The 25,404-nt window shown below is 67.0% G+C and carries 18 protein-coding genes; 10 read left to right on the forward strand and 8 right to left on the reverse strand.

What is annotated here, in order from left to right; genetic code table 11:
- The first annotated feature begins 18 nt into the window (after nucleotides 1-18).
- Together ABNX08_RS10235 and ABNX08_RS10240 are read left to right on the forward strand one after the other, a co-directional pair.
- The gene (locus ABNX08_RS10235; protein ID WP_349607223.1) at nucleotides 19-1,236 is read left to right on the forward strand and encodes a M48 family metalloprotease; all 1,218 of its coding nucleotides are present in this window, start codon (nucleotides 19-21) and stop codon (nucleotides 1,234-1,236) included.
- Nucleotides 1,233-6,779 carry an AAA domain-containing protein gene (locus ABNX08_RS10240; protein WP_349607222.1) on the forward strand — a complete coding sequence of 1,849 codons (5,547 nt, stop codon included), beginning with the start codon at nucleotides 1,233-1,235 and terminating at the stop codon, nucleotides 6,777-6,779. Before ABNX08_RS10235 ends, ABNX08_RS10240 begins: the two co-directional genes overlap by 4 nt.
- Nucleotides 6,780-6,904: 125 nt before the next feature.
- On the opposite strand, the gene yghX is transcribed toward ABNX08_RS10240, so the two are convergent.
- Complete coding sequence (gene yghX / locus ABNX08_RS10245; RefSeq protein ID WP_022535118.1) at nucleotides 6,905-7,792, reverse strand: YghX family hydrolase; 888 nt, start codon at nucleotides 7,790-7,792, stop codon at nucleotides 6,905-6,907.
- A 281-nt stretch (nucleotides 7,793-8,073) separates the two neighbouring features.
- Between yghX and ABNX08_RS10250 the strand changes: the two genes are divergently transcribed.
- Genes ABNX08_RS10250 through ABNX08_RS10260 form a run of 3 tightly spaced genes read left to right on the forward strand, consistent with a single transcriptional unit; the run spans nucleotide 8,074 to nucleotide 13,865 of the window.
- On the forward strand, nucleotides 8,074-9,225 hold the full coding sequence (locus ABNX08_RS10250; protein ID WP_022535120.1) for an efflux RND transporter periplasmic adaptor subunit: 1,152 nt from the start codon (nucleotides 8,074-8,076) through the stop codon (nucleotides 9,223-9,225).
- 27 nt (nucleotides 9,226-9,252) lie between these two features.
- Nucleotides 9,253-12,405, forward strand: coding sequence for an efflux RND transporter permease subunit (locus ABNX08_RS10255; RefSeq protein WP_022535121.1), 3,153 nt, complete (start codon nucleotides 9,253-9,255; stop codon nucleotides 12,403-12,405).
- Nucleotides 12,402-13,865: an AdeC/AdeK/OprM family multidrug efflux complex outer membrane factor gene (locus tag ABNX08_RS10260; RefSeq protein WP_349607221.1), complete on the forward strand. Its 1,464-nt coding sequence runs from the start codon at nucleotides 12,402-12,404 to the stop codon at nucleotides 13,863-13,865. The genes ABNX08_RS10255 and ABNX08_RS10260 overlap by 4 nt, the downstream gene beginning before the upstream one ends.
- A 197-nt stretch (nucleotides 13,866-14,062) precedes the next feature.
- On the opposite strand, the gene ABNX08_RS10265 is transcribed toward ABNX08_RS10260, so the two are convergent.
- Complete coding sequence (locus ABNX08_RS10265) at nucleotides 14,063-14,698, reverse strand: TetR/AcrR family transcriptional regulator (protein ID WP_022535123.1); 636 nt, start codon at nucleotides 14,696-14,698, stop codon at nucleotides 14,063-14,065.
- An 85-nt stretch (nucleotides 14,699-14,783) separates the two neighbouring features.
- Here ABNX08_RS10265 and ABNX08_RS10270 point away from each other — a divergent pair, with 85 nt between their 5' ends.
- The 4 genes from ABNX08_RS10270 to ABNX08_RS10285 all read left to right on the forward strand — a co-directional run bounded on the left by ABNX08_RS10270 (nucleotide 14,784) and on the right by ABNX08_RS10285 (nucleotide 18,442).
- Nucleotides 14,784-16,355, forward strand: a complete 1,572-nt coding sequence (locus tag ABNX08_RS10270) for an NAD(P)/FAD-dependent oxidoreductase (protein WP_349607220.1) — start codon at nucleotides 14,784-14,786, stop codon at nucleotides 16,353-16,355.
- Nucleotides 16,352-16,504 (forward strand): hypothetical protein, encoded by a 153-nt coding sequence (locus tag ABNX08_RS10275; protein ID WP_022535125.1) that lies wholly within the window; start codon nucleotides 16,352-16,354, stop codon nucleotides 16,502-16,504. The genes ABNX08_RS10270 and ABNX08_RS10275 overlap by 4 nt, the downstream gene beginning before the upstream one ends.
- Nucleotides 16,482-17,207 (forward strand): Coq4 family protein, encoded by a 726-nt coding sequence (locus ABNX08_RS10280; RefSeq protein WP_022535126.1) that lies wholly within the window; start codon nucleotides 16,482-16,484, stop codon nucleotides 17,205-17,207. The genes ABNX08_RS10275 and ABNX08_RS10280 overlap by 23 nt, the downstream gene beginning before the upstream one ends.
- Before the next feature lie 284 nt (nucleotides 17,208-17,491).
- Nucleotides 17,492-18,442, forward strand: coding sequence for a tripartite tricarboxylate transporter substrate binding protein (locus ABNX08_RS10285; protein ID WP_349607262.1), 951 nt, complete (start codon nucleotides 17,492-17,494; stop codon nucleotides 18,440-18,442).
- A 94-nt stretch (nucleotides 18,443-18,536) separates the two neighbouring features.
- Here the strand turns inward: ABNX08_RS10285 and ABNX08_RS10290 are convergent, their stop codons facing one another.
- From ABNX08_RS10290 to ABNX08_RS10300, 3 genes are all read right to left on the reverse strand, one after another.
- Nucleotides 18,537-19,511, reverse strand: a complete 975-nt coding sequence (locus tag ABNX08_RS10290) for a tripartite tricarboxylate transporter substrate binding protein (RefSeq protein WP_349607219.1) — start codon at nucleotides 19,509-19,511, stop codon at nucleotides 18,537-18,539.
- 83 nt (nucleotides 19,512-19,594) lie between these two features.
- Complete coding sequence (locus ABNX08_RS10295) at nucleotides 19,595-20,467, reverse strand: amidohydrolase family protein (RefSeq protein WP_349607218.1); 873 nt, start codon at nucleotides 20,465-20,467, stop codon at nucleotides 19,595-19,597.
- 42 nt (nucleotides 20,468-20,509) lie between these two features.
- Nucleotides 20,510-21,304 carry a class II aldolase/adducin family protein gene (locus ABNX08_RS10300; protein WP_349607217.1) on the reverse strand — a complete coding sequence of 265 codons (795 nt, stop codon included), beginning with the start codon at nucleotides 21,302-21,304 and terminating at the stop codon, nucleotides 20,510-20,512.
- Between the two features lie 205 nt (nucleotides 21,305-21,509).
- Between ABNX08_RS10300 and gcvA the strand changes: the two genes are divergently transcribed.
- Nucleotides 21,510-22,415 (forward strand): transcriptional regulator GcvA, encoded by a 906-nt coding sequence (gcvA, locus tag ABNX08_RS10305; protein WP_349607216.1) that lies wholly within the window; start codon nucleotides 21,510-21,512, stop codon nucleotides 22,413-22,415.
- Here gcvA and ABNX08_RS10310 read toward each other — a convergent pair.
- The 3 genes from ABNX08_RS10310 to ABNX08_RS10320 all read right to left on the reverse strand — a co-directional run bounded on the left by ABNX08_RS10310 (nucleotide 22,387) and on the right by ABNX08_RS10320 (nucleotide 25,394).
- Nucleotides 22,387-23,376 (reverse strand): tripartite tricarboxylate transporter substrate binding protein, encoded by a 990-nt coding sequence (locus ABNX08_RS10310; RefSeq protein ID WP_349607215.1) that lies wholly within the window; start codon nucleotides 23,374-23,376, stop codon nucleotides 22,387-22,389. The genes gcvA and ABNX08_RS10310 overlap by 29 nt on opposite strands.
- Nucleotides 23,373-23,669 (reverse strand): DUF3303 domain-containing protein, encoded by a 297-nt coding sequence (locus tag ABNX08_RS10315; protein ID WP_022535133.1) that lies wholly within the window; start codon nucleotides 23,667-23,669, stop codon nucleotides 23,373-23,375. The genes ABNX08_RS10310 and ABNX08_RS10315 overlap by 4 nt, the downstream gene beginning before the upstream one ends.
- A gap of 243 nt (nucleotides 23,670-23,912) precedes the next feature.
- Nucleotides 23,913-25,394 (reverse strand): alpha-amylase family glycosyl hydrolase, encoded by a 1,482-nt coding sequence (locus ABNX08_RS10320; protein WP_022535134.1) that lies wholly within the window; start codon nucleotides 25,392-25,394, stop codon nucleotides 23,913-23,915.
- Nucleotides 25,395-25,404 lie beyond the last annotated feature (10 nt).

The raw sequence follows: 25,404 nt of genomic DNA on the forward strand, positions 1-25,404 counted from the left end.
AACCCTGGAACGTCCCGCATGGACTCTCACGCCCCGGATCGCGGCGCGCTGGTGCCGCTGGCCTATCACGCAACGGTGCTCGACTACCTGCGTCGCCACGAGCCCGAGGTTTGGCGCTGGGCCGGCGCCCGCGCGACCGGCGCCGATCACCGCGAGGCATTGCGCTCGATGCTGCTGCGCGACACCTACCGCATCGAGGCGGACGCGCATGCCGACGTGCACGCGGCGCTGGCCGAGGCGATGGCGCGGCTCGGCATCGACGCGCGCGCGACGCTCTACCAGTCCCCTGGCCAGGACATGAACGCCTCGCTGGTCTACGTGCCCGGCGAGGTCCACATCGTCCTGCAGGGGCCGCTGCTGGAACGGCTGTCGCCGCCGGAGCTGCTGGCGGTGCTCGGCCACGAGCTGGCCCACTACCTGCTGTGGTCGCGCGACGACGGCCAGTTCCTGGTGGCCGACCGCATCCTGAACGACGCGCTGGCCGCGCCCGGCGCCAGCGCCAGCCATCGCGAGACCTGGCGCCGCTACGCGCTGCACACCGAGCTGTTCGCCGACCGCGGCGGCGCCGTGGCCGCCGGCGCGGTGGCGCCGGCCGTGTCGACACTGGTCAAGGTGCAGACCGGCATGGGCAGCGTGGACGCGGCCGCCTACCTGCGCCAGGCGGCCGAGATCGAATCCCACGAAGCGGGCGCGAGCGCCGCCCACAGCCATCCCGAAACCTTCATCCGAGCCCGCGCGCTGGCGCTGTGGTGGGAGGGTGCGGCCGATCTCGATCCGTGGATCGAAACCCGCCTGCATGGCCCGCTGGCGCTGGAGAAGCTGGACTTGCCGGGGCAGGTCCGGCTGCAGGCGCTGACGCGCGGCTTCCTCGCCCACTTCCTCGCCGGCACGGCGCTGGCGAGCGAGTCGGTGCTCGCGCAGGTGCGGATGATGTTCCCCGACTGGCGCGACGACGAATCGGCGATCGGGCCCGAAGGGTTGGGGCAGGACGTGGCCGACGACAGCGTGCGCGGCTACCTCAACGCGCTGATGATGGACCTGGCGCTCGCCGACCCCGACCAGCAGGACGCGGCGTTGCTGCGCGCCGGCCAGGTGGCGCAGGCACTCGGCAGCCTGGAAGCGCTGCAAGGCAACCTGCGCCGCGACGCCGGCTTCGGCAAGCGCGAGCTGGACCGCTACCATCGCCAACTGCAGCGCCAACCCCACCGCCAACTGGCCAGGGAGGGCCGGGCATGACTGACAGCACGACCCACGGCACGAACACGATCCCCGGTACGACCAACAGCGTCGAGCCGCGCACGCTGCGCGCGCTGATCGACGCACAGGCGGGTGCGGCGCTGCCCACCGACGACGTCCTGGTGCTGGTGCTGCCGCTGTTCGCGCAGGTCGCCGCGCTGCACGCGCAGGGCAGGGTGGCCCCGCTCGATCCCGACAGCATCCTGGTGGACGAGGATGGCGCACTGCGCCTGCGCCGGCCCGATGGCGAGGCGCCCGTCATGGACATCGGCGCGGTGCATCGCGTGCAGCCGCATCCGGCCTCGGGCCTGAACATTGTCGGCGCGCTGCAGCTTGGCCACGCCGACGACGGACAGCGCGACCAGACCGACCTGGCGCTGCAGCTTGACGCGACGGCGCCCGTCGAGCGCCCGGTCTACCTGCCCGGCCTGGCCAGCTGGGAACGGCTCGTTGGCCACCACGACGAGATCGGCGACGTCTTCCTGCTCGGCATGGTGCTCGCGAGCCTGGCCTGCGGTCTGGATTTCACTGACGAGGACGACCTGCGCAGCTTCGTGGCGCATCGCCGCAACCTGTTCCTGTTGCACGAGCGGTTGCATCCGATCGTCGCGGCGGTGATCGTCGAGATGACCGAGATCAACCGCCACGACCGCGCGACCGATGTCGCCGCGCAGGCGACCCGGCTGCGCACGTGGCGCGAGCAGCCGCTGGGCCTGGACGTGGAGCGTGTGCTGGCCGGCACGGCCGGCGCGACGCCGCGCCGCGCCGCCGTGCTCACGCACCTGCGCGACCGCCTGTTCGATCTCTCGCGGCGCAACCGCCTGCTGCACTTCCGTCCGACCGCGGCCAGCGTCAACGTCACCGTGGCCAGCGTGCCGCTGATGCTGCAGATCGAAAGCGTGCGGCCCGAGCACATCTGCACCTGGGGCGGACCGTTCGCCGCCGACCTGGTGGCGGGCAAGCCGGTGTCGCTGCAGCAATGGCTGCGCTTCGACGACCAGCCATACCTGCCGGCGTCACTGGACCGCCTGATCGCCGAGACCCGCCGCGACTGCGCCGAATACGGCTTCAGCAACCTGCGTCTGGTGGTGGCGTTCCTGCGCTGGCACAACCTGAAGGAGGCGCCGGACGAGCGCATCGTCACGCCGCTGCTATGGCTGCCGGTGGAGCTGGTCAAACGCAAGGGCGTGCGCGACCAGTACGTGATCCAGTGCGCGGGCGGCGAGGCCGAGTTCAACCCGGTGCTGCGCCACTACCTGAGCCAGCTGTACGACATCCGCCTGGACGAGACCGTGGATCTGGGCAAGACCTCGCTCGAGGAGATCCATGCCGACATCCTTGCGCAGATTCGCCGCTCCGAGCCCTCGGTGGAGCTGCGCCTGGTCGACAAAGCCGCGGTGCGGCTCGTGCGGCAGAAGGCGCTGCAGCGGATGCAGCAGTTCCAGCGCCGCAGGCCGGGCACGGCTGCCGCGCGCACCGGCGGCTGGCTGCCGCCGTACAGCTATGCGCGGGACGACTACCGGCCGCTGGGACGCGCGCTGTTCGAGCATTGGGTGCGGCCGAGCGAGCTGCCGCAGCGCTTCGAGGCGGGGGCCGCACCGGGAGCCACAGCGGGCGCCGGTCCGCGCCAGCCACACATGAGCGGTCCCGTCACCGCGCAAAGCGAAGAGCGCCAGGGCTACGTGCTCGAGGAGTCCGAGGGCCACCGTTATGCCTGGGACCTGGACCTGACGCAGGTGACGCTCGCCAACTTCAACTACCGCAAGATGTCGCTGGTGCGCGACTACGCGCAGTTGCTGGACGAGCCCGGCGCCAATCCGGCGTTCGACCGCGTGTTCTCGATCGATCCGCGCGACGTGGAGACGGCAGCGCCCGCGCCGCTCGCACCGGCCGAGCAATGGAACGTGGTGGCGGCCGACGCGACGCAGAACGCCGCGGTCGGCCTCGCGCGCAGCCAGCGCAGCTTCATCATCCAGGGCCCGCCGGGCACGGGCAAGTCGCAGACCATCACGAACCTGATCGCCGACTACGCCGGACGCGGCAAGCGCGTGCTGTTCGTCTGCGAGAAGCGCGCCGCGCTCGACGTGGTGTTCCATCGGCTCAAGCAAAGCGGGCTGGACTCGCTGTGCTGCCTGATCCACGATTCGCAGACCGACAAGAAGGCCTTCATCGCCGACCTGCGCGCCTGCTACGAGCAGTGGATCGCGCAGCCGCACGACGGCGACGCGCTGGCGGCGCGCCGCACGCAGGTGGCCGAGGCGCTGGCCGCGCACCAGCAGCGTATCGACGCGTTCGAGTCGGCGATGGCCGCCGCGCCCGAGGCGCTCGGCGACAGCGTGCGTGCGCTGCTGCGCCGCGTCACCGCGCTGCCTGCCGTGCCGGACGCCGGGCCCGCCATGCGCGAGCGCCTGCCGGCGCTGGCCGCATGGGACCGTCAGCGCGATCTCGCGCACCGCGTGCACCGCGCGATGCGCGAGCGCTTCGGTCTCGACAGCCTGGCCGCGCATCCGTTCGCGCGCTTGTCCCCGCAGCTGCTGGCCGACGAGCGCGCGTATGGCCGCGCCGAGCAGCTTTGCCATGACACCGAGGCGCTGTTCGATGCGCTCGACCCGCTGCTGGACAGTACCGCGAGCCTGACCGGCCAGGACACCGCGCTGGAACAGGCACGCGCGATTGCCGCCGACAGCCAGTGGCTGCTCGACACGGGCCTCGCCGCACACCTGGACCTGCTCGATCCGGCCTCGCCGGCGCAAGGCGCGCTGCGCGAGGTCCGCGCGGACCTGGAGACGCGCGCGCAGGTACTCGCCGACGCGCTAGCCGCAACGTCGAACTGGCAAGACAAGCTGAGCCCCGGCGATACCGAATCGGCGCTGGCGCTCGCCCGGCAGCTGGAGCCGTCGTTCGCGCGCTGGCTGCAGCCCGCCTGGTGGCGGCTGCGCGGCGAACTGAAGCGCCGCTATGACTTCGGCAAGCACGCCGTCCATCCGGGCTACGGCAAGGTGCTTGAAACGCTGGCCGCCGAGCACGCCGCGAGCGCGGCGCTGGCGGCGGCCGATGCCGACAGCCGCCGGCGCTACGGCGTGAGCGAGATGCAGGCCTTCCTGCGCGCGCTCGGCGAACTCGAGCAGCGCCTGCAGTCGGGCGCAGGCCCGCGCGAACTGGTCGCGCATTTGCGCCAGGCCGTCGATCCGGTTGCGGCGGCACGCGCCGAGGCCGGTGCGCGCGAGGCGCTGGAGAAGCTCGCGCAGCGTGTGCGCGAGGGGCTGATGCTGGCCGCCGACGCGCGCCTCGGCGACATCGCCGAACTGCTGCGCGACCTGCGTGAGGCGCTGGATGACTTGCCAGACCTGTTGCCGCTCTTGCGCGCGGTGCATGCGGGCGACCCCGCCTGCGCCGCCACGCTGCAATGGCTCGATCACGCACCGGCGGAACTGGAGGCACTGGTGGCCGACGAGGCGCTACGGCGTCTCGCGCGCGAGAACCCGGTGCTGGCGCGCTTCGGCGGCGCGGCGCTGGCGCAGGCCGCGCGCGCCGTGGCGCAGGGGCAGCGCGAGCTGCTCGCGCTGAACGCCCAAGTGGTGCGCGCCATGCGGCACGAGCAGTTCGCCGAGCACGTGCGCGTGTCCTCGCTGTCGGCCACGATGCTGGACGCCGACGGCAAGGCGTTCAAGAAACAATACGCAACGGGCCGCCGCGAACTGGAGCATGAGTTCGGCAAGAGCATGCGCCACCGCTCGATCCGCGATCTCTCCGACGACGAGACCGGCATCGTCATCAACGATCTCAAGCCGATCTGGCTGATGAGTCCGCTGTCGGTGTCCGACACGCTGCCGCTGTCGCCGGACCTGTTCGACGTGGTGATCTTCGACGAGGCCAGCCAGATTCCGACCGAGGAGGCCGTGCCCGCGCTGAGCCGCGCAAGCCAGGTGGTGGTGGTCGGCGACGAGATGCAGCTGCCGCCGACGAGCTTCTTCACGGCCGGCGGCGCCGAGGGCGGCGACGAGATCGTCGTGGAAGAAGAGGGCGAACGCATCGCGATCAACCTCGATTCGGACAGCCTGCTGAACCAGGCCGCGCGCAACCTGCCCGCTACGCTGCTGGCGTGGCATTACCGCAGCCGTCATGAGTCGCTGATCAGCTTTTCCAACGCCGCCTTCTACGACGGGCGCCTCGTCACCATCCCCGACCGTTTGCTGGAACAGGCCGAGGACGAGGCCGAGCCATTGCGCTCGGACCAGGCGGATGCCGGCATCGCGGGCGCGGAGGCGCTGCTGGCGCGGCCGGTCAGCTTCCACCGGCTGGCCGACGGCATCTACGCGGACCGCCGCAATGCGCCGGAGGCGAGCTACATCGCCCGGACCGTGCGCGAGTTGCTGCGCCGCGAGACCGGGCTGAGCCTCGGCATCGTGGCATTTTCCGAGGCGCAGCAGGGCGCCATCGAGTCGGCGCTCGAGGCGCTGGCTGCCGAGGACGCGGACTTTGCGATGCGCCTCGAGCGCGAGTACGTGCGCGAGGATGACGATCAGTTCAACGGCCTGTTCGTCAAGAACCTGGAGAACGTCCAGGGCGACGAGCGCGACGTCATCATCCTGAGCATCTGCTACGCGCCCGGGCCGGACGGCAAGATGCTGATGAACTTCGGCCCGATCAACCAGCGCGGCGGCGAGAAGCGCCTGAACGTGATCTTCAGCCGCGCGCGTCATCGGATGGCGGTGGTATCGACGATCCAGGCCGAGGCGATCACCAACGTGCACAACGACGGCGCGGCCGCGCTGCGCGCCTTCCTGCAGTTCGCGCAGGCCAGCGCGCGCGGCCAGTTCGAGCGCGCCCAGTCGGTGCTCGGTGCGCTGACCCCGGGCGCGCGCGACGCCTTCACGCGCGAGGCCACGCCGGACAGCATCCGCGACGCACTGGCCGAGGCGCTGCGTGCGCGCGGCCACCAGGTGCACGCCAACGTCGGCCGCTCGCAGTTCCGCTGCGACCTGGCTATCGCCGATCCGTCGGGTCAAGGCTACGCGCTGGCAATCCTGCTCGATACGCCGTCCGAGGCGGTGACGGACACCGCCGAGCGCTATGTGTTCCGCCCCGGCATCCTGCGCAGCTTCGGCTGGCGGGTGCTGGACATCCCCGGCAAGGACTGGCTCGACGATCGGGACGCAGTGCTGGCCCGCATCGAGGCCATGCTGGCCGATGGCGAGGATCGCGCGTTGGACGTCGAGATCGAGATGTCGGCGCCGTTGACGATGCCGGCCGCGGTGCAGGGCGCGACGTCCACGGCTGAGGCGTCAACGGAAGCCCGGACGGATGCGGCGACGGCATCGGCTGCGCAAGCTGAGCTTGTGCGGATGCTGCGCTTCGAGCAGGGCACGTCGCGCAAATTCTGGCGCGCCAGCGTGCACGGGGCGGAGCTCTCCGTCACCTACGGCCGCATCGGCAGTGCAGGACAGACCGGCGTGAAGGCGTTCGACAGCGCCGAGCGGGCCCGGCGTGAAATGGACAAGCTGGTGGCGGAGAAACTGCGCAAGGGCTACGTGGAGGCGTAGCACCTGGGCAGGCGGCCGTCACGCTGATCCTATCGAACGTAACGGCCCTTCCACGAAAAATGCCTGGTGCCTTCCGGCATGGCCGGGTGTCTTTGCTCATGCCGTTCGTCGCGGAGCCCCTTTGGTCAGACCAGGTAGCGCCGGAACCAGGCGATAGTCCGGTCCCACGCCAGCCTGGCGGCTGCCTCGTCGTAGCGTGGCGTGGAGTCATTGTGAAAGCCGTGGTGGGTGCCTCGGTAGATGTGTGCCTCGTAGGTCTTGCCGTTGGCTTTCAGCGCCGCCTCGTAGGCAGGCCACGTGGCATTGACGTTCGGATCGGTCTCGGCAAAGTGCAATAGCAACGGTGCCTTGATGCGTGGAACGTCCTCGGCCTTGGCCTGGCGGCCGTAGAACGGCACCGCCGCAGCCAGTTCCGGGTAGGCCATCGCCGCGGCATTGCAGACGCCACCGCCATAGCAGAAGCCGGTGATGCCGACTTTGCCTGTGGTGAGGTTGCCGGCCCGAAGGTATTCAATGGCTGCAAAAAAATCGTCCATGAGCTTCTGCGGGTTGACCTGCTGCTGCAGCACCCGGCCCCTGTCGTCATTGCCTGGATAGCCGCCGACCGAGCTCAGGCCGTCCGGCGCCAGCGCTACGAAACCGGCCTTTGCCACACGTCGCGCGACGTCCTCGACATAGGGATTGAGGCCCCGGTTCTCGTGTACCACGACCACACCGGGCACCGGCTTGGCCACCCTGGTGGGGCGCACCAGATAGCCGCGCACCTCTCCATGGCCGTTCGGGGAGGGATAGCGGATGTACTCGGCAAGGATGTCCGGATCAGTGAACGCGATTTGCTGGGCCAGCGCATAGTCGGGGCTCAGTGAAGCGAGGATAGCGGTGGCGGTCAGGCTTCCAACGGCGAATTTCGCCGCGCGGTCGAGAAAGTCGCGCCGGCTGAGCCGGCCATGCACGTAACCGTCGTAGAGCTCAAGCAGTTCGGGATGGAATTCCTTGGCGGTCAGACGACTCATGCGGTTCTCCTTTTACGAAGGCTTCACGGCCGTGCTGGCGGGCGCCGCTGGGAGCCGCTGGCAGCCCTCGTGGGTGTTTGAAAGTTTTTGAAATATGGGTAGCCGATAATCGGCCGAACCATTTCTTCGAGTCGCGATAGACTTCTCGACTACGTCTGCAACTGGCGCTGGCGCAAGGCGGGCATGGCGCTTGCTTTGGCTCGCTGTTCCGCTCTGGCGCTGGTCAACCGGTTTGCCGGTGACATTTTGACTCGGCCTTGATTCTTACGCAGGAAATCGTAATGCAACGATCACGCGGCTGCAGCGCCTGGGTTCCGGTCACGCTGGCCATCGCCATGTCAATGCTTGCCGGATGCAGCGGCAAGAAAGAGGCCGCAGCCCCGCCGCCACCGCAAGTGAGCGTGGTCACGCTCAAGACCGAGCCACTGACGCTGGATACTGAGCTGCCGGGGCGCACCACGGCGTTCCGCATTGCCGAAGTCAGGCCGCAGGTGGACGGCATCATCCTGCGCCGCCTGTTCAAGGAGGGCAGCGACGTCACGCAGGGCCAGCAGCTCTACCAGATCGACCCGTCCACCTACGAGGCCACCTACAAGAGCGCGAGGGCGACGCTGGAATCCGCCCGCCTGCTGGCAGAGAGGTACGGGCGTCTGGTCGGTGACGAGGCGGTCAGCAAGCAGCAGCACGACGAGGCCAGGGCCGCCTGGCTGCAGGCGCAGGCTGCGGTGGACCGCGCCCAGATCAACCTGCGCTATACCAAGGTGCTGTCACCGATTTCCGGGCGTATCGGGCGCTCGAATGTGACGGAAGGTGCGCTGGTCACCAACGGCCAGGCTACCGCGCTGTCGGTGGTGCAGCAGCTTGACCCGATCTACGTCGACGTGACGCAGCCCTCTGCCTCCCTGCTGCGGCTGCGGCGCGAGCTGGCCAATGGTGCGCTGCAAAGTGCCGGCGCCAACGCTGCCCAGGTCAGCCTGGTGCTCGAAGACGGTACCCGCTATCCCGAAACCGGCCGCCTGGAGTTCTCCGAAGTGGCCGTGGACCAGGGCACCGGCTCGGTGACGCTGCGCGCAGTGTTTCCCAACCCGCGCCATGAGCTGCTGCCGGGCATGTTCGTCCATGCCCGCCTGCGTGAAGGCGTGAAGACCAATGCCTTGCTCGTGCCCCAGCAGGGTGTGACGCGCGACCTCAAGGGCCAGGCCACGGCGCTGGTGGTCAATGCCAGGGACGAGGTGGAACTGCGCCAGATCCGCACCGACCGCGCCGTTGGCGACAAGTGGCTGGTTTCCGACGGCCTCGGGGCGGGCGACCGCGTCATCGTGGAAGGCCTGCAGTTCGTGCGGCCCGGGGCGAAAGTGCGCGTAGCCCAGGCCGGGACCGCCGCAGGCGCCCCGGTGGCCGCCGCGTCTGCCCCGTCCGCGGCCAAGCCCTGAGCGCACTGCCAGGGCGAGGGAGTATCCATGTCCAATTTCTTTATCGATCGGCCCATCTTCGCGTGGGTGATCGCCCTGGTCATCATGCTGGCCGGCGTGCTGTCGATCCGCGCGCTGCCCATCAGCCAGTATCCGGCCATCGCGCCGCCCACCATCGCCATCTCGGTCAACTACCCCGGTGCCTCCGCCGAGACGGTGCAGGACACCGTGGTGCAGGTGATCGAGCAGCAGCTCAACGGCCTGGACCGCCTGCGCTACATCTCCTCGGAAAGCAACGCCGACGGCAACATGACGATCACGGTGACCTTCGAGCAAGGCACCAATCCGGATATTGCCCAGGTGCAGGTGCAGAACAAGCTGGCCCTTGCGCAGCCCCTGTTGCCGCAGGAAGTGCAGCAGCAAGGCATCCGCGTGACCAAGTCGGTGCGCAACTTCCTGGTCATCGTGGGCCTGATTTCCACTGACCCCAAGGTCACGCGGGAAGACCTGTCGAACTACATCGTCTCGAGTATCCAGGACCCGCTTTCGCGCACCTACGGGGTGGGCGACTTCCAGGTGTTCGGCGCGCAGTACGCCATGCGGGTGTGGATCGACCCGGCCCGGCTCAACAGCTACCAGCTCACGCCGCTGGACGTGAGCAGCGCCATCAGGGCGCAGAACGTCCAGGTGGCCTCCGGCCAGCTTGGCGGCCTGCCGGCGGTGCGGGGCCAGCAACTCAATGCCAGCGTGATCGGCAAGACCCGGCTGCAGACCAGCGAGCAGTTCGGCAACATCCTGCTCAAGGTCAACCCCGACGGCTCGCAGGTGCGCCTGAAGGACGTGGCGGAGGTGGGCCTGGGCGGGCAGGACTACAACATCAACGCGCAATACAACGGCCAGGCGGCCTCGGGCATTGCCGTGCGGCTGGCCGCGGGGGCCAACGCGCTGGAAACCGTGCGCGCCATCCGCAAGACGCTGGACGGGCTGGAGCCTTTCTTCCCGCCCGGGATGAAGGTGGTCTACCCGTATGACACCTCGCCGGTGATCTCGGGCTCCATCCACGAAGTGGTCAAGACGCTGATGGAAGCCATCGTGCTGGTGTTCCTGGTGATGTACCTGTTCCTGCAGAACGTCCGCGCCACGCTGATCCCCACCATCGCCGTGCCGGTGGTGCTGCTCGGCACCTTCGGCGTGCTGGCCGCGTTCGGGTACACCATCAACACGCTGACCATGTTCGGCATGGTGCTGGCCATCGGGCTGCTGGTGGATGACGCCATTGTCGTGGTGGAGAACGTCGAACGCGTGATGGCCGAGGAGGGCCTGCCGCCTAAGGAAGCCGCGCGGCGCTCCATGGGCCAGATCCAGGGCGCGCTGGTGGGCATTGCGCTGGTGCTGTCGGCGGTGTTCCTGCCGATGGCGTTCTTCGGCGGCTCGACCGGCGTGATCTACCGGCAGTTCTCCATCACCATTGTCTCGTCCATGGTGCTGTCGGTGCTGGTCGCGCTGATACTGACGCCGGCCCTGTGCGCCACCATGCTCCAGCCCATCGAAAAGGGCGATCATGGCGAGAACAAGGGCGGTTTCTTCGGCTGGTTCAACCGCAAGTTCATCGCGACCACCCAGGGCTACGAGCGCAGCGTGTCAGGCATCCTGAAGCGCCGCCTGCCCTTCCTGCTGATCTACGTGGCCATCGTGGTGGCGATGGGCTTCCTGTTCACCCGCATCCCCACGTCGTTCCTGCCGGAAGAAGACCAGGGGGTGCTGTACGCCCAGGTGCAGACGCCGGCCGGCGCCACGGCCGAGCGCACGCAGAAGGTGCTCGACCAGATGCGCGATTACCTGCTGAAGGAAGAGGGCGGCGTGGTGGAGTCGCTGTTTACTGTCAACGGCTTCAACTTTGCCGGCCGCGGCCAGAACTCGGGCCTGGCCTTCATCCTGCTCAAGCCATGGGCGCAGCGCAGCGGGGAGAGCACCAGCGTGTTCGACCTGGCCGCGCGCGCGCAGCGCAAGTTCATGAGCTTCCGCGATTCGATGTCGTTCGCGTTCGCTCCGCCCGCGGTGCAGGAACTGGGCAATGCCACCGGCTTTGACCTCTACCTGCAGGACCAGGCCGGCATTGGCCACGTGGCGCTGATGGACGCGCGCGACAAGTTCCTGGCGCTGGCCTCGCAAAGCCCGGTGCTGCAGCGCGTGCGCCCCAATGGCCTGAATGACCAGCCGCAGTACCAGCTGGTGATCGACGATGAAAAGGCGCGCGCGCTTGGCGTCTCGCTGGGTGACATCAACAGCACGGTGTCGATCGCCTGGGGTTCCAGCTACGTCAACGACTTCATCGACCGCGGCCGGGTCAAGCGCGTCTACGTGCAGGGCCGCCCGGACTCGCGGATGAACCCGGACGATATCGACAAGTGGTTCGTGCGCAACGACAAGGGCGAGATGGTGCCGTTCTCGGCCTTTGCCGACGGCAAGTGGGCCTATGGCTCGCCCAAGCTGCAGCGCTACAACGGCGTGCCGGCGGTGCAAATGCTGGGGGAGCCCGCGCCCGGGCGCAGTTCCGGCGAGGCCATGAAGGCGATCGAGGAGATCATGAAGCAGATGCCGCCGGGCGTGGGCTATGCCTGGACCGGCCTGTCCTATGAGGAGCGGCTGTCGGGCGCGCAGGCGCCGGCGCTCTATGCGCTCTCGCTGCTGGTGGTGTTCCTGTGCCTGGCCGCGCTGTACGAAAGTTGGTCGATTCCGTTCTCCGTGATGCTGGTGGTGCCACTCGGCGTGATCGGCGCACTGCTTGCCACGCTGGGGCGTGGCTTGTCCAATGACGTGTTCTTCCAGGTGGGCCTGCTGACCACCATCGGCCTGTCCGCGAAGAACGCCATCCTGATCGTGGAATTCGCCAAGAGCGAGTACGAACAGGGCAAGGACCTGGTCGAGGCCGCCGTGGAGGCGTGCCGCTTGCGCCTGCGCCCCATCGTGATGACCTCGCTGGCCTTCATGCTCGGCGTGTTTCCGCTGGCCGTGTCCACTGGCGCCGGTGCGGGCAGCCAGCATGCCATCGGTACCGGCGTGATCGGCGGCATGATCACTGCCACGGTGCTGGCGATCTTCTGGGTGCCGCTGTTCTTTGTCGTCGTCACCTCGCTGTTCGGGCGCAAGCGCAGGCCGAAGCCCCATGACGCCTCCCTGGAAAAAGGCGCGCTCGAATGAAGAAGACCTTGCTCTGCGCTGCCGCCATGGCCATGCTGGCCGGCTGCAGCCTGATTCCCAAGTACGAGCGGCCGGCCTCGCCGGTGGAGGCAGCCTACCCGCAGGGCCCGGCCTACCTGCCAGCCGATGCCGACGCCGAAGCCGGCCAGGTGCCCGCGGTCGAGCTGGGCTGGCGCGAATTCTTTGCCGATCCGCGGCTGCGCCGTCTCATCGAACTGGCGCTGGAGAACAACCGTGACCTGCGCGTGACCGCCCTCAACGTGGAGGCGTTCGGTGCACAGTACCGCATCCAGCGCGCCGACCTGTTTCCTGCCGTCGGCGCCGCCGCACTGGGCACGCGCCAGCGCATTCCCGCCGACCTGTCCACCACCGGACAGCGGATGATCGGCAGCCAGTACGGCGTGTCGGTGGGCACCACGGCGTGGGAAATCGACCTGTTCGGCCGCCTGCGCAGCCTTAGCGAATCCGCGCTCGAGCAGTATTTCGCCAGCGACGAGGCACGCCGAAGCGCCCAGATCTCGCTGGTGGCGAGCGTTGCCAGCGCCTACCTGACCCAGCGCGCCGATGAAGCCCTGCTGCAGGTCACCCGTGAAACGCTGGCCAATTACGAGCGCAGTTATGGCCTGACCCGGCGCAGCTACGAGGAAGGGATCGCTTCCCGGCTGGACCTGCGCCAGGCGCAGACCGCCGTGGAAACCGCACGCGCGAGTCTCGCGCGTTATACCCGGCTGGTAGCCCAGGACCAGAATGCCCTGGTGCTGCTGCTCGGCACGTCCCTGCCCGCGGACCTGCCGGAAGGCCTGCCGCTGGAGCAGAAGCTGTTTGCCGATGTCCCGGCCGGGCTGCCCTCAGACCTGCTGCAGAACCGCCCGGACGTGCTCGCTGCCGAGCACCGGCTGCGCTCCGCCAACGCCGATATCGGCGCCGCGCGTGCGGCGTTCTTCCCCAGTATCAGCCTGACCGCATCGGCAGGCACCGCCAGCAGGCAGCTTTCGGGCCTGTTCGGGGCCGGCTCCGGCACGTGGCTGTTCCAGCCGCAGATCAACCTGCCGCTGTTTACCGCCGGCAGCCTGCGGGCGAGCCTGGACTTTGCCGCCATCCAGAAGGATGTCAACGTCGCCCAGTACGAGCGTACGGTGCAGACCGCCTTCCGCGAGGTGGCCGACGGGCTGGCGGCACGCGGCACGTACACCAGCCAGCTCCAGGCCCAGGTCCGCTTCGTGGAAGCCGCCCAGGACGCCTATGGTCTGGCCGACCGGCGCTATCGCACGGGTGTCGACAGCTACCTTGCCGTGCTGGACGCGCAGCGCTCGCTGTACAACGCACAGCAACTGCTGATCGAAGCCCGGCTCGAACAGCTGACCAGTGAAGTCAACCTGTACAAGGCCCTGGGCGGCGGCTGGCACGACCAGACCGGCAAGGCCGGCGATGCGCCCGCGGCAGGCGCCGGACCAGCCTGACGCGCAAGCCGGGCGGGCAGCGTGCGCCGTCGCGCGCACCGCTGCCCGTCCAGGGCTCCGTGCCGGCGACATCTTTCGGCCTTTCGAATGAGGGGAGGGCGAACCAATCTGCGCGCGATTCGAATCGCGCCATCTCGATCGAGGCAGGAGAATGTATCGGGGTTTCGGGCAGTAGCTTGACCCCGACCGCGCGGGCCTTAAGCCGGCCGACACATCAGCACAAGCGCCAGTTGCAATGCGGTACGGGCCACGGTGTCGACATCGGGCGCATAACCGTTACGAATCCAGTACAGCGCGACATGGACGATCCCGCCGGCCACGCCGGCGCTCAGCATCGGATCGAACTCCCGGCCCTCTCGTCCACCAGCCAATAACGTCCGCGCCAGCAGTGCACCAAACTCGCTAAGCGAAATGGCCAGCGCTTCATCTACAAGCTTGCTGACGCCGCGGATTTCGACCAGGAAGACCCTCGCCGCGCGAGGCTCGCATTGCAGCGCACCAAAGTAAGCCCGTAGCATCGCCAAAGCGCGCTGTTCCCCACTTTCGCCGTTTTCCTCGCCTGCCCGCGCCAGAGTGTGCAGCAATTTGCGCGTCACGGTTTCGTACGACGCCAGCAAAAGCGCCTCGCTATTGGCAAACGACTCATAGAAATAGCGCTCAGTCAGTCCGGCGGCTTCGCACACGGCCTTGACCGTGGCGTTCTGGTAGCCACGCTCTCCGTAGACCTGGACAGCCGCGGCAATCAGCTGGCTGCGGCGCTGGGCGCGTCGTTCTTCGGCTTCGGCGCCGCGATAGCGGCGAGCGGGGGAAAGCTCGGTCGTCATGGGGGCCATTATGACATTCCCTATTGCCAGATGAATTTTGACAACCTATCTTGTCAGAAACGCCGCTCATCCGCACTCGTCCGGATTTCTCATCATGACCGCCCCCCATTCTGATGACGCAGTCCTTGATGTTCTGATCGTAGGCGCCGGCCTGTCCGGGATCGGTGCCGCGCGGCACCTGCAGGAACGCTGCGCCGGCAAGCGCTACGCCATCCTCGAAGCCCGCCAGGCGCTGGGCGGCACCTGGGACCTGTTCCGCTACCCGGGCATCCGTTCGGATTCGGACATGTACACGCTCGGCTACCGTTTCAAGCCGTGGCAGGGGGCCAAGGCCATCGCCGACGGACCCTCGATCCTTGCCTACATCCGCCAGACGGCCGAAGAAGCCGGCATCACGCCACACATACGCTTCGGCCACAAGGTGCTCACCGTCGCCTGGGATAGCAGCAGCGCCTGCTGGACCGTGGAAGCGGAGCGCACCCAGGACGGCAGCCGCGTGCGCCTGCGGGCCCGCTTCCTGTACGTTTGCGCCGGCTATTACCGCTATGCCGAAGGCCACCGCCCCACGTTTCCCGGCGAGGAAACCTTCAGGGGCCGCATGGTACATCCGCAGTTCTGGGACGAATCGCTCGACTACGCCGGCAAACGCGTGGTGGTGATCGGCAGCGGCGCCACGGCGGTGACGCTGGTGCCCGCCATGGCAAAAAGCGCGGCCCACGTGACCATGCTGCAGCGCTCGCCCACCTATATCGTCACGCGCCCCGGCGAAGACGCCATCGCCAACAGATTGCGACGCGTCTTGCCTGAAAAGCTGGCCTACGCGGTGACGCGTTGGAAGAACGTGCTGCTTGGCATGAGTTTCTTCCAGTTGGCGCGCCGCCGCCCCGAGCGGGTCAAGCAGCGGCTGATCGCGATGGCCGCCGCGCAGCTTGCACCTGGCTTCGATGTGGATACCCATTTCACGCCCCGCTATATGCCCTGGGATCAGCGCCTGTGCCTGGTGCCGGACGGCGACCTGTTCCGCGAAATCCGCGACGGGCGCGCGGCGATCGTCACCGACACGATCGAACGCTTCAACGCCGAGGGTATCGTTCTGCGCAGCGGCAAGATGCTGCCCGCGGACATCGTGGTGGTCGCCACCGGGCTGAAGCTGAACATGCTCGGCGACATCGCGGTCAGCGTGGACGGCCAACCACGCCGGCCGGCCGAATCGATGGCCTACAAGGGCATGATGCTCAGCGAGGTGCCCAATCTGGTGCTGGCCTTCGGCTACACCAATGCGTCATGGACGCTCAAGGCGGACCTCACCGCCGAGTACGTCTGCCGGCTGCTGCGCTACATGGACCGTCACAAGCACCGCATCGCCATGCCGCGCCGGGCTGCCGACGTGCAGCCCGTGCCGTTCCTGGACTTCACCTCGGGCTACGTGCAACGCGCGGCCAGCGTGCTGCCGAAGCAGGGCAACCGCAAGCCGTGGCGCGTGCATCAGAACTATCTGAAAGACATGCTCACGATCCGGTACGGGCGCATCGTCGATGGCGTGCTGCAGTTCGACACACCGCTGCCGGGCACGCAGGCGCCGACGCTAAAGCAGGACGACACCCGGCGCAGCCAGCGGGATAACAGCACGCAGCCGGCGGGGGTAAGCAGCGAGGTGCAGCCATGACCATCGGACTCGCCGTCGTCGCAGGGTTGCTCGCCGTATTGCTTGTCACCGGCATCCTGCTCTTCCTCCACACCTGGCGCACTCGCATCCGCCTCACCCCGCAAATTTGTTACCGGAGCCCACCCCATGGCGACTTCAATCGGTTCTAGTCCGTACAAGCAGGATGTGCTGACAGCGTTCAAGGCTATTCGCAGGCTACTGGCAGACAGCAATGACACGGAGCAGGTGTTCCGCATCATGCGAGCGCTCAATGGCCCGTCCATGCCGCGGAATTTCAGCCGGCTGCTGAGCAAGCCAGACGGCCGGCGCATGGTGTATCAGCGCATTGAACTGGCGGAGCGTCTCGCCGATCCGGACTATGTGTCCCGGTTCGCGCCGGGAACGGTGGGTGCGGCCTATCGCGAGTTCATCGAAAGGACCGGCTACAGCGCGGACGGGCTGGCCAGGATATCGAACCTGGATCAGGAGCCGGTCGTCGAAGACGCCTATCTGTGGTTCGGCCGGCGTACGCGCGACATCCACGATATCTGGCATGTACTCACGGGGTACCGGGCTGACGAGAGCCTGGGCGAAGCCGCGCTGGTGGCATTCAGCTATGCGCAAACCGGCGGTAGGGGATGGGCCTTTATCGCAGTCGCGGCCTCCATGAAAAGCCTGCGCGTATCCCGCAGCCTGGGCTTCGCGAGGGCGGTGCTGGAGGGCTACCGAATAGGCCGACGCGCGGCTTGGCTGCTTGGTGAGGATTATGAAAAGTTGCTACATGAGCCGATCGAAGCGGCCCGCCTGCGACTGGGCATTGCGCAGCCGGTGCGTTACCTTGCCTGCAACCCGGTGCAGGACTGGACGTCGTGACGCTCTTGGCATTCCCCCGGCACCCGGCCCGACGATCGGAGCGTAGCAATGTGCCACCTACCCGTCTCTCCGCGAGGGGCTGGAGCGGTTATCGCACATTGCATTGTTGGGACAGCTGTTTTTCAGGGTCGGCCTGAGGGCGCTGCATATGTGCGTCCGGCATAATCAAGCGCCCCGTTCATACCGATACGGAATTTCCGTCACGCGCGCGGGCGCACACTGAAACCAAGGGCAGGAGACGTAGTTTGAGCATCAACATTCGCGCATCGCGCACCGTACGACTGATGGCTGTCGCCATCGCTGGCCTGGCCGTCGGCCACTCCGCCGCCATGGCCGCCGATGCCTGGCCGACCAAACCGATCAAGGTCATCGTTCCCTATACGCCCGGCGGCTCGACCGACACAGTTTCGCGCGTCGTGTTCGAGAAGGTCGCGCAAAGCATCGGGCAGCCCATCATCATCGAGAACAAGCCCGGTGCGAACAGCACGCTGGGTGTGGGCGTCGCGGCGCGCTCCGCGCCGGATGGCTATACCTTCGTGTCGGTGCTGGCGGCCTACAGCGCGAACATGTCGCTGTACTCGAAGCTCAGCTACAAGCCGTCGGACCTGGTACCGGTGGCCGAGATGGCGGAACTGCCGTTGTTCCTGTTCGCCAGCAAGAAGTTGCCGGTCAAGACGGTTGGTGAACTGGTCGCATACGGCAAGAAGCACCCCGACACACTGACCTTCGGCTCGAGCGGTGTTGGCAGCTCCGCGCACCTGACTGGTGAGCGCCTGGCGATGGAGTCCAAGGTCAAGATGACCCACATTCCGTACAACGGCAGCGCGCCGATTCTGCCGGCGCTGGTGTCGGGCGAGGTCTCCGTGGCGTTCGATCCGTTGCTGGTGCCGATGCCGCACGTGAAGTCTGGCAAGATCAACGTGCTCGCCGTGGCGTCGGCCAAGCGCTGGCCAGGTGAACCGAACATCCCGACCATGGAAGAGTCGGGTTTCCCGGGCTTTGTCATGAGTTCGTGGACGGGCCTGCTGGCACCCGCCGGCACGCCGGCTCCGGTCGTCGATCGCATGGCCAAGGAAATCGCCGCGGCAACCCGCAGCCCGGACGTTGCCAAGAAGCTGACTGAGCTGGGCTTCGTGCCGGTGGGAGGCACCTCAGAGGAGTTCCGCAAGCTGATCGACCGTGACATCACCCGCTATGGGCAGATCGTGAAGGCGGGCAAGATCACCCTCGACTGAGTATGGCAAAGGCGCCCCGGCGCGCCGAAACTCGCCTTTCTGGTTTCTGGAACCGAGCCCCGGGAGTGGGCTCCCCATTGGGGGAGCGCAGCGATCAGCCTTCGGTGGGCTCGGCCTGAGCGCTTGCGCGATACTTGTTGACCGCTCCGCGCAGGTAGTCGCCGAAGGCCTGCGGCGACTCGCTCGGCTTGACCTCGATGCCCTGCGCCGCCAGCTGATCGCGTACCGCGGGTCGCGCCAGCACCTTGGCGATGGCTGCGTGCAAGCGGGACACGATCGGGGCAGGCGTGCCGGCGGGCGCCAGGATCGCGTTGAAGGTGGCATCCTCATACCCCGGCAGCCCGGCCTCTGCCACCGTCGGGACATCGGGGAGCAGGGCCGAGCGCGTGGGCGTCGTGACCGCCAGCGCGCGCAGCTTTTTCGCCTGCACGTACCGCCCCGACGTGCTGACCTGGTCGAACATCGTCATCACCTGACCGCCCACCACGTCCATCAGCGCCTGGCCATTGCCCTTGTACGAAACACTCAGCATCTTGATGCCCGCCTGCCGACTGAAAAGCTCTGCCGCGATGTAGCCGGTGGAGCCGATGCCGGACGATGCGAACGAGACCTGGCCGGGGTGGGCCCTGGCCCGGTCGATCAGTTCCTTGACGGTGCGCTGGGGCACGGAAGGATGCGCGACCAGCACCATGGGGATCTGGCAGATCTGCGTCACCGGCGCGAAGTCCTTGATCGGATCGTAGCGGGCATCCGGCACGAAGGCCGGGGCCGATGCGAAGGTATTGGCGACCGCCAGCAGGGTGTAGCCGTCGGGCTGGGCGTGCGCGACCTCGCGCGTGCCGATCAGGCCGCTGGCGCTGGGCTTGTTTTCTACAATGACCGGCTGCCCCAGGTCTTCGGACAGGCCCTTGGCAATCAGCCGGGAAACCAGGTCGACGGTACCGCCCGGTGCCAGGGGCACCACGATGCGTATCGGTTTGGCCGGATAGGTCTCGCTCGCCTGGGCCGGACTGGCCGCAAAGGCGACGCCGATGGCCAGGGCCGCCAGCACGCGGGGGATGTTGTTCATGATCTTTGTCTCCTGTTTATCGTGTTGCGCGATAGCGGTACTTCACGCATATCCGGGAGGTCTGATGCCTCCGCGGTCAAACTTCAGAATCCATATAGCCGCGCCGGGTTGTCCACCAGGAGCTTGTGGGCGCGCTCCGTGGTCCCGGCCCATTCGAGGCAGCGCAGCAGCGCCCGTGCGTTGTCCTCGTCTCGAAACGGCGTGATGCCAGCGACGGACAGTGGTCGGCCCGCGGCCGACCCGGGGTGCGGCCAGTCGGTGCCCCACAGCACGCGATCGGGATTGGCGTCGATCAGGGCACGCGCGAGCGCGGCCACGTCAGCGTAGTCGGGCGCCCGAGAGATGCGGTAGGCGGCCGACAGCTTCACGTATACGCGCCCGGACGCGAGGGCCGCGAGCAAGGTGTCGAAGCCGGCTTGCGACGGCCCCAGCTCTGCTTGCGCGCGGCCGAAATGATCGACGACCAGCGTCGCGGGCAAGTCGGACAATACGTCGGATAGCGCCGACAAGGTGGCGAGGTTGGTGTAGGTCTGCACATGCCACCCCAGCGGCGCCACGCGCTTCGCGGCGCTCAGCAACCTGCGCCGCGCCACCTCGGCATCATGCTCGCCGGCAGTCTCCAGGTTAACGCGCACACCGCGCACACCCGCGCGGTGCATGGCGGTCAGGGCATCTCCGGACGTGGTCTCGTCGATGACCGCCACGCCGCGGCCCGCGCCGCTGAGCTGCGCCAGCGCATCCAGCAGGCAAGTATTGTCCGCACCGTACGGACTGGGCTGGACGATGACGGTACGGTCGATGCCCAGGCTGCGGTGCAGCGCGAGCAGGGCGTCGAGCGGCGCATCCGCGGGCGTATACGTGCGCGCGGCATCTAAGCGGTAGGCTGACGCGGGGCCGAACACGTGTACGTGGCAATCGCATATGCCCGCGGTGGGTCTGGCGACGACATCAGTCATGCGAGAGTCTCCGGAATTGGCAAGGGGAGGGCGGCCAAAGCGTCAGCTGGCATAGGAGGGATAGCCACCCGGCTCGGCGTCCAGCAAGCGCAGCATGGCGTGCCACTCGAGTTCGCCATAAGGCCGGCGCGTGCCGGGCTGGTACAGGTGTGCCGCGCCGTCCAGGATCTCGTCGGCGGGCACCAGCACCTGGTCCAGGCCGGCCGCCATCGCGTCTACCTGGGCCCGGCACGCCATCTCCAGCTGATACATTAGGTTGAATGCCTGCGGCACAGAGCTTCCGCACACGAGCAGGCCATGGTTGCGCAGGATCATGGCATTGTGCGGACCCAGATCGGCCACCAGCCGCGCCTGCTCGGCCAGGTCCACCGCGGGCCCTTCGAACTCGTGATAGCCGAGATGGCCGTGGAACCGCGAGGCGGTCTGCGTAACGGGCAGCAGGCCGCAGCGCATGGCCGACACCGCCATCCCGGCGCGCGTATGCGTATGGATGACGCAATGCACGTCGGGACGCGCGCGGTGGATGCAGCCGTGGATCACGTAACCGGACTTGTTGATGCTGTAGTCGGTGTCCGGCTTGCGGCACACGGTGCCGTCGAAGTTGATCTCGACCAGGTTGGACGCCGTGATCTCCTTGTACAGCAGCCCGTACAGATTGATCAGCAGCCTGCCTTCCCGGCCGGGAATCCGTGCCGTGATGTGGTTGTAGATCATGTCGGTCATGCCGTAGCGGTCCATCAGCCGATAGCACGCCGCCAGTGCTTTCCGCGCCTGCCATTCCCCTTCGTCCACCTCATCCTGCAACGAGGGAAAATTGGTCCCATATCGCATATTCATCCGTACGCCCCTATGCTGGCATAATAAAAACTAATAATTGCAACCTTGGCTGCGCTTCCCCCGGAACGTGCGTCAGCCCCACGTTTGTAACGATAATATGGAGTCTCCGCTTTGAAGGCCATCGAGAAAATTTCACCATCGCATCGATAAAGCTAATGGCTCTGCCTTTTCCGGCCATCGCCGGACATCCCTGCACAAACCTGCCATGAACCCGCAACTTCCTCCCCTCAATCCGCTGCGCGTGTTCGAAAGCGCGGCGCGGCACCTCAGCTTTACCAGCGCCGCGCAGGAACTGCACATCACGCAGGGCGCGGTCAGCCACCAGATCAAGGCACTGGAAAGCTGGCTCGGTTTTGATCTGTTCGAGCGGGGCTCGCGGCGCCTGCGCCTGACCCGCGGCGGCGAGCTTTATGCCGCGGCGCTCGGCGGCGCGTTTGCGGAGATCGTGCGGGCCACCCAGGAGCTGGTCTCCACGGGCTCAAAGCAGGTGCTGACCGTGCGCGGCCACACCACGCTGTTCGTGCGCTGGCTCATTCCGCTGCTGCCTGCCTTTCAGTCCGACCATCCTGACATCAACGTGAAGCTGACCTCCAGCGTCGAAGGCGTGGACTTCAAGCGCGACAATGCCGATGTGGGCATCGTCTACGGCGACGGGCCCTGGGAAGGGCTGCGCAACGATCTGCTGTTCAGCGACGAACTCACGCCCATCATGGCGCCCGAACTCGCCGCCCGGCTACCCAGTCCGTGCACCACCGAGGCGCTGCTGGAACTGCCGCTGCTGCACTCCAACCGGCGGCCGCAACACTGGCCCGACTGGATTCGCGCGGCCGGCGCGGAACGGGGTCCGGCGGTGGGCGACATGTACTACGAAGATCTCAGCGTCATCTATCAATGCGCCACCGAAGGCCTGGGGGTGGCGCTGGGCCAACTCCGCTACCTGGAGAAGGACCTGGCGCAGGGCAGGCTGGTGGCGCCACATCCACTGGTGTTGCGGCGATCGCGCGGCTACCACCTGGTCTGCCCCGCGGCGCGTGCCGACGACGGCAAGATCGCCTGCTTCCGAAACTGGCTGCTGGCGCGGGCTATGGCGCCCGTATGTTTTGCTCCTTGATGATCTTGCCCCATTTGCGGCTTTCGGCCCGGATCAGTTCACCGAACTGCTCCGGCGTGGTGGCGGCTGGAACCGCGCCCATGCCAGCCAATTGCTTGCGCACGGCCGGTTGGTCGAGCACCTGGTGCACATCGGCGCTCAGTTTCCGGATGCGCTCGGGTGGCGTGCCGGCCGGTGCAACCAGGCCGAACCAGTTGGCGAAGTCGTATCCTGGCACGCCGGCCTCGGACAGCGTGGGGACGTCGGGCAGCAAGGGGGAGCGACTGCCGGCCAGCACCGCCAGCGCACGCAGCTTGCCAGCCTTTACGTACGGCAGAGCCTGGACCAGGCTGTCGAAGGTGAGCGACACCTGGTTGCCGAGCAGGTCGTTAAAGCTGGGGCCGCTGCCCTTGTAAGGAATGTGCGCCAGCTTCACGCCGGCCATGTCGTTGAAGAGTTCGCCGGCCAGATGCGGCGCGCCCCCCACGCCTGAGGAGGAAAAGGTGATCTGGTCAGGCTTGTTCCTGGCCAGCGCGATCAGCCCCTTCACGTTCTTCGCGGGCAAGCCGGGATTTGCCACCAGTACGAAATTCACCTGCACCACATTCGAGACCGGCGCGAGATCCTTGAGCGGATCCACGTTCATCGGATACAAGTGCGGATTGATCGATAGATTGCCGAGCGTCGCCAGGAAGATCGTGTAGCCATCAGGCGCAGCCCGGGCCGCGATCTCGGTACCGATCACGCCGCCGGCGCCGCCGCGGTTGTCGACGATGACCTGCTGGCCCCAAAGACTGGTCAGCCGCTCCGCGATCACGCGCGCCACGATATCCGTGCCGCCCCCGGCAGGAAAGGCCACGATCATGCGCACTGGCTTGTCGGGAAAAGACTCCGCGCTCACGCCGAGGGCACAAGCCGCGACGGCCAGGGCCAGCACCGCCCGGCCCAGCCCGGGCAGGCGGCGCCGGCGTAGCGGCATCATGGCTGCCCTCCATTCCGGGTCGCCAGGAAAGCCTTCGCTGTATCCTCGTCCAGCAAGGGATAGACGTCGAAATGGGCCGGAATAATGTCCGCCCATTCGTTCATCAAGCGGTGCAGCGTCGCGTTCGAGTCGACGTCGAACAGCGCGACGGCGCCGCGCCCGACCCGCGCATGCACCGAGCGGGCCAGTCCGGCATCGAGCAAGGGACGCATCCAGTCCCAGTAGTGGCTGCGCGAGTCGACCAGCGTGGAGGGGCGCTCCGGACGGGGAGTACTGATGACGAGAAATAGCATGGGGGGTGTCTCCTGCCTATGATTACGAAAGTATGGAGGCGAGACACCCGCGGTACAGGCGATCTATTGGGAATTCTCATAGCCGCCTGGCCAGACCAGCGCATGGAACCGCTGCGGCGTTCGCCCTTTAGTTTTCAGCATGGTAGGGCGCGCGCGGGCTTTTTTTACAGCGACGATATCTCACAATCTCATTAGAAAAAATAATTCGAAACCTGGGCCAGCATGAGCGGCCAACAGTCCCTGTCAATCCATCCCTTGCACGTCAAAAACATGAAAGCCCCAGGGTGGCATGTCCAGGAAAAGACCGCGGGCGCGCAGGTCATCGCCCGGTCGATCATAGACAGCCGGGCTGAGCCGGTCCTGAAGTCGTACGGTCCGCTCCCCCAGTTCCGTGAAGGGAGTTCGCATGAAGCATTGGCTCTGCTGCGGCGAGTAGTTCACGGCCACGAACATCCACTCGTGAGGAGCCCCTACCCAACGGAACGCAATGAAGTTGTCCGACGTCTTGTTGTCGCCCCAGGCGGGGACGCATTCCAGCAAGGACCAGTTGCCATCGCGAAGCAGCGGTTGGCGCATCACGGCAAGCAGTCGGGCATAGAACTGCGCGAGCGCTCCGTCCACCGCTTCGTCCGGGGCGCGGACCAGATGCGGCGAGATACGTGTGCGCCGGCCTGCGAACTGCCCCTGGTGGAAGAAGCGCAAGCCCGGCGAGAGGAAGGTCAGCACCGCGGCAGCCGCATGGATTTCGGGTGCAAAGGTCGATGCCGCGCGCGGCTCGTCATGATTCTCCAGAAAGCGCGCCAGCTTGTCCTGATAGTCCAGGTCCGCGCCCAGGTGCTCGCGCACGGGGCGGGCGCGCTGTTCGCGCAAGCGGTCGTACAAGCGCTTGTCATAGGTGTAGTCGAAGCCCTGCTGCTGCAGCGTCCATTCCATATCCCAGTAAACCTCGGCCATGAACAGGAAGCCGGGATGCTGGCGTCGCACCGACGCCGTCGCCTTCAGCCAGAACAGGTCGGGCCGGATGCCCCAGGTGCGCTCGAACACCTCGGGCAATACCAGCATGGCCATGTCGCAGCGCACGCCGTCGCACTGGCCGGCGATGCGCTCCAGTTCGGCAATCATCGCTTGCTGCAATTGCGGATTGCCGTAGTTGAGCTGCAGCGTGTCGGGCCAGCCGTCGAAGTAGGGGTCCCTGCCGTAGGCAAGCAGCAGCGGTCCGTTCTTCGTCGCCACGCGGCAATAGTTGCGGGGCGAACGCGCCAGATCCTCCTCGCTGCCATGGACGAAAAAGTCCGGATGCTCGTCGGCCCACGCGTGATCCGGGGCCATGTGGTTCGGCACGAAATCGAGCATCAGGCGCAGCCCGCGCTGGCGCGCGCGCGTGCGCAGGCGCGCCAGCGCTTCATCGCCACCGAGGTCCCGGTGCACGGTGTAACTGGTAATCGCGAAGCCGGAGCCAGCGATATCCTCCTCGCGCAGGTCGGGCAGTGTTTGCTCGAACTCGTGCCGCCACGCGGCGTTGCTGCGCGAGATGCGCTGCGCGGCAGGTCCCGTCTGCCAAACGCTCAGCAACCAGAGCCAGTCGAAGCCCATCTCCACCAGATGGTCCAGTTCGGTATCGGCGATGTCATCCAGCGTGGCCACATGGCCGAGCGATAGCGACAGCTCGGTCAACCGGACCCGCGTGTTGAGTTGGTACAGCGCCGGATAGCGAGGTGTCAGCACAGCCGTCAAT

It is taken from the genome of Cupriavidus sp. DF5525 (assembly GCF_040149425.2).
In the GTDB taxonomy this organism is placed as follows: Bacteria; Pseudomonadota; Gammaproteobacteria; order Burkholderiales; family Burkholderiaceae; genus Cupriavidus; species Cupriavidus pickettii_A.

Coding starts and splice junctions, on each gene's coding strand:
- ABNX08_RS10235 (WP_349607223.1), top strand. CDS start 19: ATGGACTCTCACGCCCCGGATCGCGGCGCGCTGGTGCCGCTGGCCTAT.
- ABNX08_RS10240 (WP_349607222.1), top strand. CDS start 1,233: ATGACTGACAGCACGACCCACGGCACGAACACGATCCCCGGTACGACC.
- yghX (WP_022535118.1), bottom strand. CDS start 7,792: ATGAGTCGTCTGACCGCCAAGGAATTCCATCCCGAACTGCTTGAGCTC.
- ABNX08_RS10250 (WP_022535120.1), top strand. CDS start 8,074: ATGCAACGATCACGCGGCTGCAGCGCCTGGGTTCCGGTCACGCTGGCC.
- ABNX08_RS10255 (WP_022535121.1), top strand. CDS start 9,253: ATGTCCAATTTCTTTATCGATCGGCCCATCTTCGCGTGGGTGATCGCC.
- ABNX08_RS10260 (WP_349607221.1), top strand. CDS start 12,402: ATGAAGAAGACCTTGCTCTGCGCTGCCGCCATGGCCATGCTGGCCGGC.
- ABNX08_RS10265 (WP_022535123.1), bottom strand. CDS start 14,698: ATGGCCCCCATGACGACCGAGCTTTCCCCCGCTCGCCGCTATCGCGGC.
- ABNX08_RS10270 (WP_349607220.1), top strand. CDS start 14,784: ATGACCGCCCCCCATTCTGATGACGCAGTCCTTGATGTTCTGATCGTA.
- ABNX08_RS10275 (WP_022535125.1), top strand. CDS start 16,352: ATGACCATCGGACTCGCCGTCGTCGCAGGGTTGCTCGCCGTATTGCTT.
- ABNX08_RS10280 (WP_022535126.1), top strand. CDS start 16,482: ATGGCGACTTCAATCGGTTCTAGTCCGTACAAGCAGGATGTGCTGACA.
- ABNX08_RS10285 (WP_349607262.1), top strand. CDS start 17,492: ATGGCTGTCGCCATCGCTGGCCTGGCCGTCGGCCACTCCGCCGCCATG.
- ABNX08_RS10290 (WP_349607219.1), bottom strand. CDS start 19,511: ATGAACAACATCCCCCGCGTGCTGGCGGCCCTGGCCATCGGCGTCGCC.
- ABNX08_RS10295 (WP_349607218.1), bottom strand. CDS start 20,467: ATGACTGATGTCGTCGCCAGACCCACCGCGGGCATATGCGATTGCCAC.
- ABNX08_RS10300 (WP_349607217.1), bottom strand. CDS start 21,304: ATGAATATGCGATATGGGACCAATTTTCCCTCGTTGCAGGATGAGGTG.
- gcvA (WP_349607216.1), top strand. CDS start 21,510: ATGAACCCGCAACTTCCTCCCCTCAATCCGCTGCGCGTGTTCGAAAGC.
- ABNX08_RS10310 (WP_349607215.1), bottom strand. CDS start 23,376: ATGATGCCGCTACGCCGGCGCCGCCTGCCCGGGCTGGGCCGGGCGGTG.
- ABNX08_RS10315 (WP_022535133.1), bottom strand. CDS start 23,669: ATGCTATTTCTCGTCATCAGTACTCCCCGTCCGGAGCGCCCCTCCACG.